This window comes from Williamsia muralis NBRC 105860 (assembly GCF_001598915.1).
Lineage (GTDB): Bacteria > Actinomycetota > Actinomycetes > Mycobacteriales > Mycobacteriaceae > Williamsia > Williamsia muralis.
Genome location: NZ_BDAP01000004.1, coordinates 238,358 through 255,436 on the forward strand (window position 1 = coordinate 238,358; position 17,079 = coordinate 255,436).

At 67.7% G+C, this 17,079-nt stretch carries 1 protein-coding gene (running past one end of the window); it reads right to left on the reverse strand.

What is annotated here, in order from left to right; translation table 11 throughout:
• Positions 1-17,079, reverse strand: the 3' portion of a protein-coding gene (locus WIMU1_RS16770; RefSeq protein ID WP_084248329.1) for a non-ribosomal peptide synthetase. It continues 16,779 nt past the right edge of the window; only the last 17,079 of its 33,858 coding nucleotides appear in the window; the start codon falls outside the window, past its right edge — the gene reads right to left on this strand; its stop codon occupies positions 1-3.

The following is a 17,079-nucleotide window of genomic DNA, read 5'->3' on the forward strand; positions in this document are numbered from 1 at the left end:
TCAGCGCCCGGCCAGGCTCCGCAGAGCCAACAGCCAATGCTGCATCAACTCGTCGAGGTCCTCGGGGTCGACGGCATCTGCGATATAGGTGACGAAGGCGCGCACGACCGGCCCATCCGGTGTGTCGGTAGCCATCGACTGGATGTCGATCTCGGCCTGGGCCGGCATCCTGTTCCCTCGTGCCATCACATCGCTGTCGGTGCTGCCCAACTGCGGCCCACGCACGTCCGGGAACCACGGCGCTGCCGCGATCTCGTCGGCGATGTCGCCGCCCGGGACGGTCCCGATGTAGTTGAACACGATCTGCGGCTCGGGCAGCGCGGCCAGAGTGGCAGCCGATTCCCGGTCGAGATAGCGCAGCATGCCGTAACCGATGCCCCGGTCCGGGTTCGCCGCCATCGCCTCGCTGGTCCGGTTCAACACCTCGCGGGCGATGTCGGGCCGTTCGAACAGCGCGGCCATGTCGATGCCGGACAGGTCGATCCTCGCGGGGAACATCGACGTGAACCAGCCGACCGTCCGGGACAGGTCCGCACCGGGGACCACGTCTTCCTGACGTCCGTGACCCTCGAGGGTCAGCAGCGCACTGGGCACCTCGATGCCGCGGTCCCGCCGCCAACCGACCACCGCAGCAGACAGGCCGGCAACCAGCTGGTCGGCCATTGTCGTCCCGTCGCCGGTGGCGCTCATCAGTGGCTCGACGATCTCGGCCGGGATCTCGACGGAAGTCCTGGTGAGCAGGTCGGTCCGATCGCGATCGAGGTCGAGTCGGCGACTGCCCAGATCCGGGTCGTCGCCGTCAAGGATCGACGTCCAGTACTCGAGCTCGCCTCGCCGGTCCGCGACCCGCTCATGCTGGCCGGCAGTCCAGTCCCGCCATGGGGTTCCCGCGTCGGGAAGCTCGACGGGAGCGCCTGCGGAGATCTGCGAGCCCGCGGTGGCGATGTCCGCCACCAGGATTCGCCACGACACCGCATCCACCACGAGGTGGTGCGCGACGATCAGCAGCCTGCCGGCGGCATCCGGTCCCGCATCCAGCCAGGCGAGCCGCAGCATGACGCCGTCCTCGGGAGCGAGCCTGTCCATCTCTTCGAACAGCACCTCGCGCAGGGCGTCCTGGTATTCCTGCGCACCCGGGCGGCTGTCGTCCGCCAGAGTCACGCGGCGCAGCAACGAATGCACGTCCACAGATCCGGGAGCACCGATGAGCAATGCCCCGGCGTCGCGATCGAGACGGGACCGCAGGATGTCGTGGGTGTCGATGACCGCGCCCATGGTGGCCGCGATCTGGTCTGCCGTCACGTCGGCAGGAAGGTTGACCACCATCGGCATCACGAACCTGCGGGTGTCTCCGCCGCGTTCGATCATGCGCGCTGCGGCGGGACTGAGCGGGGCCAGAGTCGGGTCACCGGGCGCGGCAACGGGTTCTGCACTCGCCGTCTCATCCGTATCAGAGGCGGCGGCTGCGCGATCCACCGCAGCAGCGAGCGCGACGATGGTGCGGTGCTCCAGCACATCCCGGGCGGTGAAGTGCACTCCGGCCGACCTAGCCCGGCTGACGAGCTGCATCGCAAGGATGCTGTCGCCCCCGAGTTCGAAGAACGAGTCGTCGGCACCCACAGACTCGGCACCCACCAGCTCGCCGACGATCCGGCAGAGCACTTCCTCGGTCGGGGTCGACGGTGCCCGGCCCACAGCCAGAGTGGCCTCGGGTAGTGGCAGTTCACGTCGTGCGATCTTGCCCGACCGGCTTCGCGGGAACTCCTCCAGCGAAACGATCACCTCGGGCACCATGTACGGCGCGAGTGTGCGTGCGGCGTGCGCACGGACCGCCTGCGGATCCGCGTCGTGTCCGGTGACGTACCCGATCAGACGCTGCCGCCCGCCGTCCTCGTGCATCACCACAGCGGCCTGGGCCACCGAGTCATGCTGTGCCAGAGCAGATTCGATCTCTTCGAGCTCGATACGCAGACCGCGGACCTTCACCTGGAAGTCGACCCGGCCGAGGTACTGGAGTGTGCCGTCCGCGAGGCGCCGTACCCGGTCTCCGGTGCGGTACATCAGCGACCCGGCAGGTCCGAACACACTGGGGACAAAACGCTCGGCAGTGAGGTCGGGACGCCCGAGGTACCCGCGTGCCAGCTGGTCACCGGCCAGGTACAGCTCACCCACCGCACCCACCGCGCAGGGCCGAAGCCACCGGTCGAGGACAAAGCTGCGGGTGTTCCAGACAGGCCGGCCGATCGGCGCCGCATCGGCACGGGTTGCGTGCCCGTTCAGTTCCGTCCCCGGTACGGCGACGACCTGCGAGGTGGCATCGACGGTGACCTCGGTGGGCCCGTAGAGGTTCACCACCTGCGCGTCGGCGATGTCGGCCACACGTTGGGCAAGCGACACCGGGAGGGCCTCGCCACCACTGAACACCGTGCGCAGCGACTTCAGCGATCCGGGTTCTGCCGACTCCGCGAACACGGCCAGCACCGACGGCACGAACTGCACCACGGTCACGTCGTGCTGCTGTACCAGCGACACCAGTTCATCGGCTTCGCGATGTGCCTGCGGACCCGCGATCACGGTGGTGGCACCGACGATGGTGGGCGCGAACATCTCCCAGACCGAGGCGTCGAAGGTGAACGGCGTCTTGAGCAGGACCACGTCCTGCGCCCCGAATCCGTGTTCGGAAGCCATCCATTGGAGCTGGTTGACCAATGCCCGCTGAGAGATCTGGACACCCTTGGGCCGGCCGGTGGATCCGGAGGTGAACAAGACGTACGCCAGCGAACGTGGACGCACCCTGCCCCTGCGTTCGCCGGGACGTATCGGGCTGTCGTCGATGGACTGCAGATCCGGCACGGTCGGGTCCAGGCAGTTGACGCCGGGCAGCGCCGAACGCAGACGTCCGAGCAGTGCCGAATCGGCCACCACGCAGGTGACGTCGGCATCCGAGACGATCGTGCGCAACCGTTCGTCGGGCGCCTCCACGTCGAGCGGCAGGTAGGCGCCGCCCGCCTTGAGGATCCCGTAGACGGTCGCGACCTGCTCCAGGCTGCGCGACATGGCCACGGCCACAACGGCATCGGGCCCGACACCGCGGGCGATCAGAGCGCGCGCCCGTTTGTTGCCGAGAGCGTCGAACTGCGCGTACGTCAGCGTCCGCTCGCCGTCGATGAACGCAACGGCGTCGGGAGTTGCCGCCACCTGCTCGGCGAACAGTTCCATGGCGGTGCGGTCGGTGATCTCTTTGCCGGTGGCGTTCCAGGTGTCCAGTTGCGCGTGCAGTTCGTCGGCGTCGAGCAGGTCGAGTTCGCGAACCGGCGTCAGACTTGCCTGCGCGAACGTGTCCAGGACCCTGACCAGTCGATCGGCCAGCACCTGCGCGCGGTCGTCCGGCACCAGGGACGGCAAGTACTTCAACTTCAGCGACAGATCTGGATCCGCTTGTGCCAGAAGCGTTGCCGGGTAGTGCGACGCGTCGTTGATCTGTGCGCCCGCGATCGACATGCCGTCGATGTCCGACTGCGCGTCGAGCTTGCCGCGGTCCACCGGGTACGACTCGAAGACGGTGAGCGTGTCGAACAGGATCGGTAGTCCCGCAGAACGCTGGATCGTGGGCAGCCCGACATGGTGGGCGTCGAGGAGGCCTGCCTGTTCGGACTGGATCCGTTCGAGGAGTCCGAGGACGGTTTCCCGCTCGTCGAGCCTGATCCGCACCGGGATGGTGTTGATGAACAGTCCGAGTATCGACTCCACTCCGGGGATCTCGGGCGGTCGGCCCGAGACCGTGGCACCGAACACCACGTCGTCACTGCCCAGGGTGCGTGCCAGCACCAGACCCCATGCGGCCTGCACCAAGGTGTTCATCGTGATGCCGCGGTCCCGCGAGAGATCCGCGAGCCCTTCAGCGGTCCGACGACCGAGGTCCAGCCCCAACTCGATGGGGATCTGATCTCCGGCGCTTTCCACGGCCGGCTCATCGACCAGCAGAGTCGCCGAGTCGAGGCCGTCGAGGGCGTGCTGCCACGATCCGACGGCCGTGGCCATGTCGCGCCGGTCCAGCCAGGCCAAGAAGTCGCGGTACGAGCGGGTGCGGGGCAGGTAGGAGTCGTCGCCGCCGGTGGCGTACAGCGTGAACAGCTGTTCCATCAGAAGCGGTCCGGACCACCCGTCCAGCAGGATGTGGTGGTTGGTGAGCGACATCCGGTAGCGAGGGGTTCCGTCGGCATCCGGGGCGATGCGCAGGAGCAGCGCCCGCATCAGCGGCGGAGCGGCCATGTCGAACCGGTCACTGCGGTGAGCCCTGAGCAGCCGGTCGACCTCGTGGTCGGCGGCAGCGCTGTCGGTCCGGTAAATGTCGGTGAGATCGACGACGCCCCAAGCGATGTCGACACCACCGGCGATCACCTGGACAACCGATCCGTCGCCGATGTGCCGGAATCCTGCGCGCAGGTTGGGGTTTCGTCGCACGAGAGTAGCCATCGCTGCACGCAGGCGCTGTTCGTCGACGGTCCCACGCAGTTCGAGGACAACCTGGGCGGTGTAGACGTCCGTGACGTACTGACCGGCCACCTCGGCGTGGAAGAGCATACCGATCTGCAGCGGCGAGAGCGGCCAGATGTCGTGCACAACAGGGTAATCGCGCTCGAGTTCCTCGATCTCGCGCTGGCTGATCTGAACCAGCGGAACATCGGACGGGGTCAGTCCGCCGGCCCGGCCACTGCGCTCGTGGGTGGCGAGCGCGGTCGCCGCAGACACCCAGAGATCGGCGAGTTCCTGCACATCGTCGTGGCCGAGGATTTCCCCCGCGTAGCCGAAGGAGGCCGACAGCCGGGCACCGTCGGCGTGGTCGGTGGTGACCGCGTTGATGCTCAGGACCGCGGGCACCACCATGCCGGGATCCTGTGCGCCCGCAACCGATCCCCCACCGTCGGTGGCTCGCTGCCACCCGTTGGCGTCTGCGACCGAGTCCGTGTCGTCGTGCCCGGCGCTGACGCGGCCGAGGTAGTTGAACCCGATCTGGGCACCCTCGTAGCCCGCGAGCGCGGGAACCGACCGCGCGCCACCGTGAGCGAGGACGCCGAATCCGATACCGTTGCCGGGCACCGCGAGCAGTTGCTCCTTGACGGCCTTGAAGGCCGAGCCCGCAGCAGGGCCACCGGCGAACGCGTCACCTTGGTCGATGCCGGCGAGGTCGATGGCCAGCGGGTACATACTGGTGAACCAGCCGACCGTGCGAGACAGATCGGCTCCACCGACGGCTTCTTCTTCGCGCCCATGGCCTTCCAGATCGATGAGCAGCGTGTCCGACTGGACCCCCCGACGCGCGCGCCATTGCCGCACGGCCAGAGCGAGTGCCGTCAGCAGCGCATCGTTGACACCGCCCCGGTAGGCGGAGGTGATGCCGGTCAGCATCGACTCGGTCACGTCGTTCGGGAACTCGACGTCCAGGCGTTCGACCGTGGACGCCGTGTCGCGGTCGGGGTCGATCCGGCGATCACCCAGCGCTGGATCGTCGGTGGCGACAACGGCAGCCCAGTGGTCGAGCTCGTCATCGCGGTGTGTGGCGGTCTCGGTGAGCGCAGTTGCCCACGCACGCAACGAGGTTCCCGCAGCAGGCAGGTCGGGGGTGCCACCGCTCTCGCTCTGCCCCCAGGCGATGGCGAGGTCGGGCAGCAGGATCCGCCACGACACGCCGTCCACCACCAGGTGGTGGACGAGCACGTACAGCCGTCCGGTGGCGGTGCGGTCGACGGGATCGAACCAGACCACCTGCATCATGACGCCTGCGGCCGGGTCGAGGCGGTCGACCGCCGCCGCGGTGGTGGCTGCGACCATCGCCTTGAACTCCGGCGTCCCGGGGGTCTCGGAGAACTCCACGCGGGTCAGCACCGTGGCCGGATCGATGGTGCCGGCCGGCGGAACGACCAGGCTGGACGATTCCGGGTTCGTGTCGTCGACGTCCAGTCGTGCGCGCAGGGCATCGTGGCGGTCCAGGACGGCACCGACAGCCGAGAGCAGTCGCTCATGCCCTGGATCGGCAGGCAGGGTCAGGAAGCTCGCCTGAGAGAACTGCTTGTAGTGGCGGCGGGTGTCGACGAGCCACCGCATGATCGGGGTCAGCGGTACGGGACCGACTGCGCCACCGGGCAGTTCGGCCAGCATGCGGACCTCGGCGTCGGCGGCGAGCTTGGCCACCTCGGCCAGCTCCGCCACGGTGCGCCGATCGAACACATCGCGCGGTGTCAGCACGATGCCCGCAGCGCGGGCCCTGGACACGAGCTGGATGGAGACGATGCTGTCACCGCCCAGGGCGAAGAAGGAGTCGTCGACACCGATCCGCTCCACACCGAGTACCTCGGTGAAGAGCTCGGCCAGCCGCTGCTCCATCGGAGTGCTCGGGGCCCGGTAGGCGCCGGAGTTGCCGTCGAACACCGGCTCTGGCAGTGCGCGTCGATCGAGCTTGCCGGCGGGGGTCAGCGGCACCGAGTCGAGCACGGTGATCGATGACGGGACCATGTGCGAGGGCAACCGCTCACCCAGCCGGGCACTGATCTCGGTCGCCTGGACACTCCGGCCGGGCCGTGGGTACACGTACGCGACCAGCACGGTCTGGCCGGTGTGGGGATGCGTGTGCCCGATGGTGATGGCGAAGTCGATGTCGGGATGCTCGCCGAGGGCGGAGTCGATCTCGCCCAATTCGATGCGGAAGCCGCGGACCTTCACCTGGTAGTCGGTCCGGCCGAGGAACTCCAGTTCCAGGCGCCCGTCAGCGGTCCGCTTCCACCGGACGACATCGCCGGTGCGGTACATCCGCGAACCGGGTTCGCCGAACGGGTCGGCCACAAAGCGTTGAGCTGTCAGATCGAACCTGCCGAGGTATCCCCGCGCGACGGCGGACCCGGACACGTAGAGCTCACCGGCGACACCCGGCGGTACGGGCTGCAGGCGTGAATCCGCCACCAGCGCACGGACACCGGTGATCGGGCCACCGATCGTGACCGGCCGGGACGGGTCCATGGCGTCCGTGGACGTCGACCAGATGGTCGCCTCCGACGGGCCGTAGAGGTTGAACATCGCACGGTCCGGAGCCCAGCGCCGCACCAGTTCAGGCGGGCACACATCGCCGGCGACAGCGATCATCTCGACACCGCCGAGACCGTCCGGGGGCACGGTGGCCAGCGCGGCGGGTGTCACGAAGGCGTGAGAAACCCGCTGCTCGGCGAGCAACCTTGCCAGGTCCTCGCCACCGAAGATCGATGCCGGCGCGATCACCTGTGTGGATGCGGCGTTGATCGCCATCATGATCTCGAAGATGGATGCGTCGAAGCTCGGGGACGCGAAGTGCAGGACCCGTGACGACGAGGTCAACGAGAACCGGGGACCCATCTCGGCCAACAGGTTGGCCAGACCCCGATGGGTGACACCGACGCCCTTGGGCCGGCCCGTCGACCCGGAGGTGAAGATCACGTACGCGAGGTCGTCGAGGACGGGCGCGTGCGCCGGGAACGAGGCAGGTGCCTCCCCGCCGGTCTCGACTGTGCGACGGCCGTATCGGTCCATCGTCTCGTCGGACACCGGTAGCCATTTGGCCAACTGAGGCAGGCGGTCGACGATCTCGTCGATGGTCAGACCGATGGTCACGTCGGCGTCGGCGACCATGTGCTCGATGCGGTCTGCCGGGTAGTTCGGATCGATCGGCAACACCGCGCCGCCCGACTTGACGATGGCCCAGAACGCGACCATCGAGTTCACCGATCGGCTGATCGCCAGCGCAACGGGCATCCCGGGACGCACACCTCGGTCGACGAGCAGCTCGGCGTACACACCCGACCGGAAGTCGAGTTCACGGTAGGTCAGCGATTCGGAGCCGCACACCAGCGCCACACCGTCGGGGTTGCTCTGCACCGCGGCGTCGAAGATCTCGATCATGGTGCGCGACGGGGCATCCGGCGGGCCGGCAACGGGCGACAACTCGGACCGCTCGGCGGGCGTCAGCAGATCGATGTCACCGATCCGTACGTCCGCGTCGGCCACGATGGCGGTCGCGATCGCGGTGAAGCGCTCGGCCAGCGCGGCGATGGTCGACTGGTCGAACAGCGCGGTCGCGTAGGTGAACAGCGCCGTCAGGCCCGTGTCGCCGTTGTCCTCGACCTCGTCGGCCAGGGTCAGCTGGAGATCGAACTTGGTTGTCGTGATCGGTGATTCGAGTCCGGACACGTGCATGCCCGGCAGCTCGAGCTCGGCCCGCTCGTTGTTCTGGAACGCCAGAGCCACCTGGAACAGCGGCGCGTAGGAGGTCTCACGCTCGGGCGCGAGGTGCTCGACCAGACGCTCGAACGGCACCTCCGTGTGTGTGAAGGCGGCGATGTCGGTGGCGCGGGTCCGGGCGAGCAATTCGCTGAACGGCTCACCGGGCCTGACCTCGGTACGCAGCACCAGTGTGTTGACGAACATGCCCACGAGGTCGTCGAGTTCGGCCTCGCCGCGCCCGGCGATCGCGGTTCCGACGGCGATGTCGTCCGTGGTGCCAGATCGTGCGAGCAGCACGGCCAGCGCCGCGTGACAGACCATGAACATCGTGGCGTGGTGGCCGGATGCCACACGCGCGAGCCCCTTGCGCAATTCGGGATCGAGCGAGAACTCGTACGACGCACCAGCGGTCGACTGCACCGGCGGCCGCGGACGGTCGATCGGCAGATCGATGACATCCGGGATGCCGTCGAGTTGACGGGTCCAGAAGTCGATCTGACGCGCGGCCAGACTCTCGGGGTCGTTCTCGTCGCCGAGTACCTCGTGCTGCCAGAGGGCGTAGTCGGCGTACTGCACCGCCAGCGGCGACCAGCCGGGCTCACTGCCCCCGGTACGCGCGGTGTAGGCCACCATGACGTCACGCGCCAACGGTGCGATCGATGCGCCGTCGCCGCTGATGTGGTGGATCACCACCACCAGGACGTGATCGGACGGCGACCGTCGTAGCAGTGCTATGCGGACCGGCACGGCGGCGGTCACGTCGAACCCCTCGCCGATCAAGGCACCGAGCTGCGCATGCAACTCGTCGTCGCCCGACACCTCACGCACATCCAGCGAGAGCCCCGCGGACGGCAATTCGTCCACGTCGAGGATCAGCTGGCGCGGTCCGTCGCCGTCATCCGGGTAGCGGGTACGCAGCACCTCGTGCCGGCTGATCACATCGGTCACGGCCTCGCGAAGTGCGTCGACGTCGAGGTCGCCGGACATCGCGATCACGGCCGGGATGTTGTAAGCCGGTGAGGTGGTGTCGAACTGGTTGATGAACCACATGCGGCTCTGTGCGGGCGACAGGGGCAGGAAGGCCGGACGCGCGGTCGCCAGCAGCGCTGGCCGCGCCCGGTCCCCGTCGGCGCGTTCGGCCAGCAGCGCCAGTCCGGCGACGGTCGGCTCGGTGAACAGGTCGCGCACGGCCAGGTTCGAGCCCACTGCAGCGTTGATCTGCGCGACCACACGGGTGGCCGACAGCGAGTTGCCGCCGAGCGAGAAGAAGCTGTCACCGGCGCCGACCATCGTGGCCCCGACCACGTCGGCGAAGATGCCGGCAACGATCTCCTCCACCGGACTGCTCGGCGGCTGGTAGTTGTCCGACGATCCGAACTCGGGCTGCGGCAACGCTTTACGGTCGAGCTTGCCGTTCACACTGAGCGGGAGCCGCTCGATCGGCACCACGAGCGCGGGCACCATGTACGCCGGTAGTTCCTCGGCAGCGGTCGCCAGCACCGAACGGGTGTCGAGGGCCGCGCCTGCGGACGGCACCAGATACGCGACCAGCTGCTCGCCGACGTGGGGGTCGCTGTGGACGGTGACCACCGCGGCATCCACCTGTGGCGACATGGTGAGGACGCGTTCGATCTCGCCGAGTTCGATACGGAAGCCGCGCACCTTCACCTGGAAGTCGCTGCGTCCCATGTACGTCAGGGTCGGCCGGGTGTCACCGGCGACAGTGATCCAGCGCGCGAGGTCGCCGGTGCGGTACATCCGGCTGCCCGGCGTGCCGAACGGGTTCGCGACGAACCGCTCGGCCGAGAGGTCGCTGCGCTGGTGGTAGCCCCGCGCCAATTGCGCACCGGCGAGGTACAGCTCACCGGTCACCCCGTCGGGTACCGGATGCAGCCGGTTGTCGAGCACGAAGACCTGGCTGTTCCATTCCGGCCGGCCGATCGGTACCGCCGAACCCAGTTCGGACGGCACCTCCTGGTGGGTGATGCTGACCGCGGCCTCGGTGGGCCCGTACAGGTTGTGGATCTCCACGCCCGAAGACCCCTGTGCGGTCAGGTCGCGGAACCGCGAGACGACGTCCGGGGTCAGTGCCTCGCCGATACACAGGACGTACCGCAGAGTGCTGAGCTGATCGGCCCGCGCCTCCTGCAGGAAGACGTTCAGCAGCGAAGGCACGAAGGTCACCGTGGTGATCGCGGTTCGCCGGATCAGTTCGGCCAGGTACGCCGGGTCACGATGTCCCTGCGGCGAGGCGATCACCAGACGGGCGCCTGCGGTCACAGCCCACCAGAACTCCCACACCGAGAGGTCGAAAGTGGCCTGCGTGCGCAGGAGCACGGCATCATCGGCGTCCAGTCGATACTGCGCGGCGATCCAGTCGAGTTGGTTGACGATCGCGGCGTGAGGCACCGCAACGCCTTTGGGTCGGCCCGTGGACCCGGACGTGTAGATGATGTAGGCCGTGTTGTGCGGCCGCAGCGGAGCCAGGCGGTCGCCCTCCTCCACCGGCGCCGAGGAGACTCCCGCCAGATCGAGGCCACAGACATCGAGCGTCTGGGTCGTCTCCGGCAGTCCCGACGGTCGCTCGCCTGCCACCAGGGTGAGCACGGGCCGGGCGTTGTCGACTATGTAGGAGATGCGGTCCAGCGGATGGTCCGGGTCGATGGGCAGGTAGGCGCCGCCGGCAACGGTGACCGCGTACATCGCCACCACCAGGTCGATCGACCGCGGCATCGCAAGTCCGACAGTGGTTTCCGGGCCGACCCCACGGTCGATCAGGATCCGGGCCAACGCGTTCACCCGGACAGCCAGGTCGCCGTACGTCAGCGCGGTGCCGTCATCGGCCTCGAGCGCGACGTCTTCTGCGTTGTCGCGCATCGACTCCGACAGTCGGGTCGCGAGCGTGCCCGGCGACAGCACCACAGCGGTGTTGTTGCGACCACGGACCAGTTCGCGCTGCTGTCGACCGGTGAGCATCGGCAGGTCACCGACGGCAACGAGCGGCTCGTCGATGATCTCGTCGATCAACGTGACGAAGCGGTCGGCGATCGCGCTCACCGTCTCCGGGTCGAACAGGTCGTCGGCGTAGGTGAACACCGCGTCGAGTCCGGCCGGCTGTCCCTCGTCGTCGTAGTTGTCCGACAGGATCAGATGCAGGTCGAATTGTGCGACGCCCTCGGGCATCTCGACGGGTTCGATGCGGAGGCCGGCGAGGTCGAGGCTGGCGCGCTCGATGTTCTGGAACGACAGCCCGACCTGGAAGATCGGATGGTGGGCGGTCGAACGCACCGGATTGAGTACCTCGACGAGGCGTTCGAACGGCACATCGGCGTGGGAGAACGCTTCGGCGTCACGATCGCGGACGGTGTCCAGGAGCGCACCGAAACCACGGCCGAGATCGATCTCGGTCCGCATGGCGAGGGTGTTGACGAACATGCCGATGACACCTTCGACCTCGCTCTCGACCCTTCCGCTCACCGGCGTACCGACGGTGATGTCGGGGTTGCCGCTCAGACGCGCGAGCAGCAGCGCGAAGGCGCCGTGGAAGGCCATGAACGCACTGGCGCCCCTCGCGCGTGCCAGGTCGGCCAGGCCCCGATGGGCCTCGGCAGAGATCGAGAACGACAACTGACGTCCGCGCAGCGACTGCACCGGAGGACGCGGCCGGTCGGTGGGCAGTTCCAGCTGGTCGGGGATGTCCGCGAGGTTCTTCTTCCAGAACTCGACCTGGGTGGCCAGCACGCTGGTCGGATCCGACTCGTCACCGAGCAACTCACGCTGCCAGATGGAGTAGTCGGCGTACTGCACCGGCAGCGGCGCCCACTCCGGAGCCCGCCCGGCCGAACGCGCGTCGTAGGCAACCGCGAGATCACCGACGAACGGCACCATCGACTGACCGTCGGCCGCCACGTGGTGCACCACCATCGACAGCACATGGCGGTGTTCATCCAGTCGCATCAACGCAATCCGCACGGGCACGGTGGTGGTGACGTCGAAGCCCCGTGCCACGAACCGGGTCAGCTCATCGAAGAGCGTGTCCTCGGTGGCGTCGACCATCTCCATCTCCGGGGCGGCCTGCTCCGCCGTCAGGATCACCTGATGCGGTCCGGTCGGCGAGTCCGGGTAGATGGTCCGGAGCGATTCGTGTCGCGCGACCACGTCGTTGATCGCGCGCCGCAGGGCCGCGACGTCGAGATCGCCGACCAGCGTCACCGCGGCAGGGATGTTGTAGGCAACCGATTCCGGGTCGAAGCGGTTGAGGAACCACATCCGGGTCTGGGCCAGCGACAACGGGATCCGGACCGGGCGTGGTCGTGCCACCAGCGGCGGGCGGTGGGCACGTACACCGGTCCCGGAGGCCAGGCGCTCGGCGAGTTCGGCGACGGTCGGCGCGGCGAACAGCTCACGCACCCCGATCTTCCCGCCGAGGGCGGCCCCTGCCCGGCCGACGACCTTGGTGGCACTCAGTGAGTTGCCACCGAGGTCGAAGAAGCTCTCGTCGATGCTCACCTCGGGGAGATCGAGCACCTCTGCGAACACCTCGGCGAGGGTGGTCTCCACCGGATTGCGCGGAGCGCGGAACACGCGGTCGCCCACGGTGAAGACGGGTTCGGGCAGCGCACGCCGGTCGAGTTTGCCGATCGGGGTGAGCGGGATGGCGTCGAGGACGGTCACCGCCGACGGCACCATGTGCTGTGGAAGATGTTCGCCGACATTACGTTTGAGCGCTTCCGGATCCACCTCGTGTCCGGGCTTGGGCAGGACGTACGACGCCAGCACGGTGTCGCCACCGGGTCCGGCGGTACCGACCGTGACCGCGAAATCGACGTCGGGGTGGGAATCGAGCAACTTGTCGATCTCGCCCAGCTCCACACGGAACCCGCGCACCTTCACCTGGAAGTCACTACGCCCCACGTATTCGAGCGAGTGCCCGTTCCTGCCGGGGTCCATGCTGTAGCGCACGAGGTCGCCGGTGCGGTAGAGCCTCGAGCCCGGCTCACCGTAGGGATCCGGCACAAAGCGTTGTGCGGTGATCTGCGGACGATCGTGGTAGCCGCGGGCGACCCCTGGGCCGGCCAGATACAGCTCACCGACGACACCACGGGGAACCACACGCAACCGCGAATCGAGGATGCGGGTGGTGACGCCACGCAGCGGCGACCCGATGGTGACCTTGGAGCCCGCGGACAACGGCGCGGTGATCGTGACGATGACCGTGGCCTCGGTGGGGCCGTATGCATTTCGCAGCGCACCGGACCAGCGTTCGGTGAGCTCTGGCGGACAGATGTCTCCGCCGACCACCACCGAATGCACCGTGTCGAGTCCGGCCGGGTCGACGGTCATCAGAGCAGTCGGGGTCATCACCACATTGGTGATGCGTTCGGTATGGATCAGCTCTGCCAGCTCGCTACCGCCGAACACGTCCTGCGGCGACACGATCAGTGTTGCGCCGGCGGTGAATGCTGCCAGCAATTCGCCGACCGATGTGTCGAAGCTCGGTGAGGCCACGTGCAGGAAGCGCGACGAGGTGGTGACGTCGTAGTGCTCGCGCACGTCGGTGGCGAGATTGGCGAGCCCGTGGTGGGTCACCACCACAGCCTTCGGCTTCCCTGTCGAACCCGACGTGTAGATGAGGTACGCGGGGTGGTCGATGCGAAGCGGCGACAGCCGATCGGAGTCGGTGACAACGGCTTTGGAGCGGTCGCCGGTCTGCGCGTCGAGTTCGTCGAGGTCATACCAGTCGACGGAGGCTGGCAGCGCCTCGTCGTCCCCGAGCACGGTCAGACCGAACGCCGTACCCGAGTCCTGGATCATCTCCACGATCCGCTCGAGCGGGTAGTCGAGGTTGATCGGCAGATACGCCGCGCCGGTCTTCGCGATCGCCCACGTGCCGACGATCGAGCTCATCGATCGGCGGACACCGAGTGCGACCACGGTTTCCGGACCGGCACCGAGTTCGATGAGTCGCCGGGCGAGGCGGTTGGTGAGCTGGTCGAGCGCCTGGTAGGTGAGCGTCTGCCCACGGTAGGACACCGCGACGCCTGACGGGTTGGCCTCGACCCCTCGAGCGAGGAGGTCGGGCAGGGTCTGGGGTGCAACACCTTCAGGGCCGCGGACGGACGTCAGATCGGCGAGTTCGGTGTCGCTCAACACGTCGACGTCACTGACGACCACGTCGGGGTCGACGGCGACGGCTTCGAGGATTCGCACGAACCGCTCGGCGAACGTGTTGATCGACGACTCGTCGAAAAGGTCCGTCGCATAGGTGAAGACGGCATTGATCGGCGCACCGGGCTCGTCGTTGTCACCGATCGACAACTGCAGGTCGAACTTGGCGACGTCGAAGTCGGCGCGGACCGGCGACACCTTCAGACCCGGCAGCGTGAGTTCTGGTGCCTCGTTGTTGTCGAACGACAGCGCGATCTGGAACAGCGGATGGTGCGCGGTGGAGCGGTGGACGTCGAGCACCTCGACGAGGCGCTCGAACGGGATGTCCCCGTGGGCCATCGCGTCGATGTCGGCGGCTCGGACCTGCGCCAGCAGATCGACAAAGCGGACCTCTGGATCAACCTCGGCCCGTAGCACGACGGTGTTGACGAACATGCCGACCAGTGGGTCGAGGGCTTCTTCGCCTCGACCGGCGATCGGGGTACCGATGGCGATGTCGGCCTCACCGGTCAACCGCTCGATGAGCACCGCCAGCGCGGCGTGCATCAGCATGAACATGCTGACGTCGTGAGACCGCGCGACGCGCTGCAGCGACTCCCTGACCGACGGCGCGACGGTGAACGGCAGTGCGGCGCCGCGGAGCGACTGCATGGCCGGGCGCTGCCTGTCGGTGGGGAGTTCCACCGATTCCGGCAAGCCCGACAGGGTCTTTCGCCAGTAGCCGATCTGTTCCGCGGCGACCGAGCCGGCGTCCTTCTCGTCTCCGAGGACTTCGCGCTGCCAGATCGAGAAGTCCGCGTACTGGACGGCCAACGGGGTGTAGTCCGGGGCCTCCCCTGCCCGCCGCGCCTCGTAGGCGAGCACCAGATCGCCGAAGAGCGGAGCCATCGACGCACCGTCTGCGGCGATGTGATGGGCGACGAGCATCAGGATGTGTTCGGTTTCGCTGATGTGCAGCAACACGATTCGCATCGGGATTTCGGTTGTCACATCGAACCCGGCGATCGCGTGGCGCCTCAGTTCATCGGCGATCGCCTCGGGATCCGACCGTACCTCCACCTCGTGGAAGATCCCGTTGACCGCCTCGTCCACAGGATGGATGAGCTGGTACGGACCGTCGGCGGTGTCGGGGAACGTGGTGCGCAGTGACTCGTGACGTTCGGCGACATCGACGATCGCGGCGCGCAGCGCATCGACATCGAGTTCGCCGGACAACCGCAGCGGGAGCGGCAGATTGTATGCGGGCGAGCTGGTGTCGAACTGGTTGATGAACCACATCCGCGACTGCGCGAGCGACAGCGGGATCCGTTCGGGCCGCGGCCTCGGGGCCAGTTCGGGCCGTGCCTGTGCTCCACCGGAACGCGAGGTGGTCAGCTCGGCCAGCTCGGCGACAGTCGGGTGGTCGAAGATGTCTCGCACGCTGATCTCGATGCCGAGTGCCGCCTGCACCCGGGCGGCCACGCGGGTGGCGCCCAGCGAGGTTCCGCCGATGTCGAAGAACGAGTCGGTGGCACTGACCTGTGGCCGCTTGGCGATGTCGCCGAAGACCTTGGCAACGGCTTCCTCGGCCGCCGTGCGCGGAGCGATGTATTCCGCTGCACTGTCCATGAATTCGGGCTCGGGCAGAGCCTTGCGGTCGAGCTTGCCGTTCGCGGTGAGCGGGAACGCATCCAATTCCATGATGGCGCTGGGCACCATGTAGGCGGGCAGCCGGTCACGCAGTAGCCGCAGCAGGTCGGTGTTGTCGACGGATTGTCCGGGTTCGGCCACCACGTAGGCGACGAGGTGTTTGTCGTCGGCCACGTCCACCACCACCACAACGGCGTCGGCGATCGACTCGTGGTCGGTCAGTGCGGCTTCGATCTCCGGCAGCTCGATTCGCAGGCCGCGCAGCTTCACCTGGAAGTCGGTACGGCCGATGTACTCGAGTTCACCGTCGGTGCGCCTACGGACGAGGTCGCCCGTCCGGTACATCCGCTCGCCGCGGGCCATCGGGTCCGCCACAAAACGGTCTGCGCTCAGATCCGGCCGCCCCACATAACCCCTGGCCAGCTGGACACCGGTGAGGTACAGCTCGCCGGAGACGTTCGGTGGCACCGGCCGCAGACGGGCGTCGAGAACGTGTACGCCCGTGTTCGCCACCGGACGCCCGATGGGGACCACGTTCACGTCGTCAGCGGTGTACTGGTGATAAGTGACGTCGACTGCTGCCTCGGTCGGTCCGTAGAGGTTGTGCAGCCCGGCGTCGGTGAGCTTGGCGAACCGCGCCGCGGTGGCCGGCGGCAGAGCTTCACCGCTGGCGAAGACCCGCGTGAGGCCCGCCAGCGAGGCGCTGTCGGCCTCGGCGAGGAACACCGAGAGCATCGACGGCACGAAATGCAGGGTGCTGACGCCACATTCGGCGATCAACCGCCGCAGGTAGTCCGGGTCGCGGTGACCATCGGGGATGGCGATGACAAGTGTGGCGCCGACCTGCAAGGGCCAGAAGAACTCCCACACCGACACGTCGAACGTCGCAGGCGTCTTCTGCATCACCACGTCGTCGGCCGTCAGGGAGTACTCGGCCTGCATCCACAGCAGCCGGTTGACGATCGAGCGATGGCTGACCGCCACGCCCTTGGGACGTCCGGTGGATCCCGAGGTGTAGATGACGTAGGCGGTGTT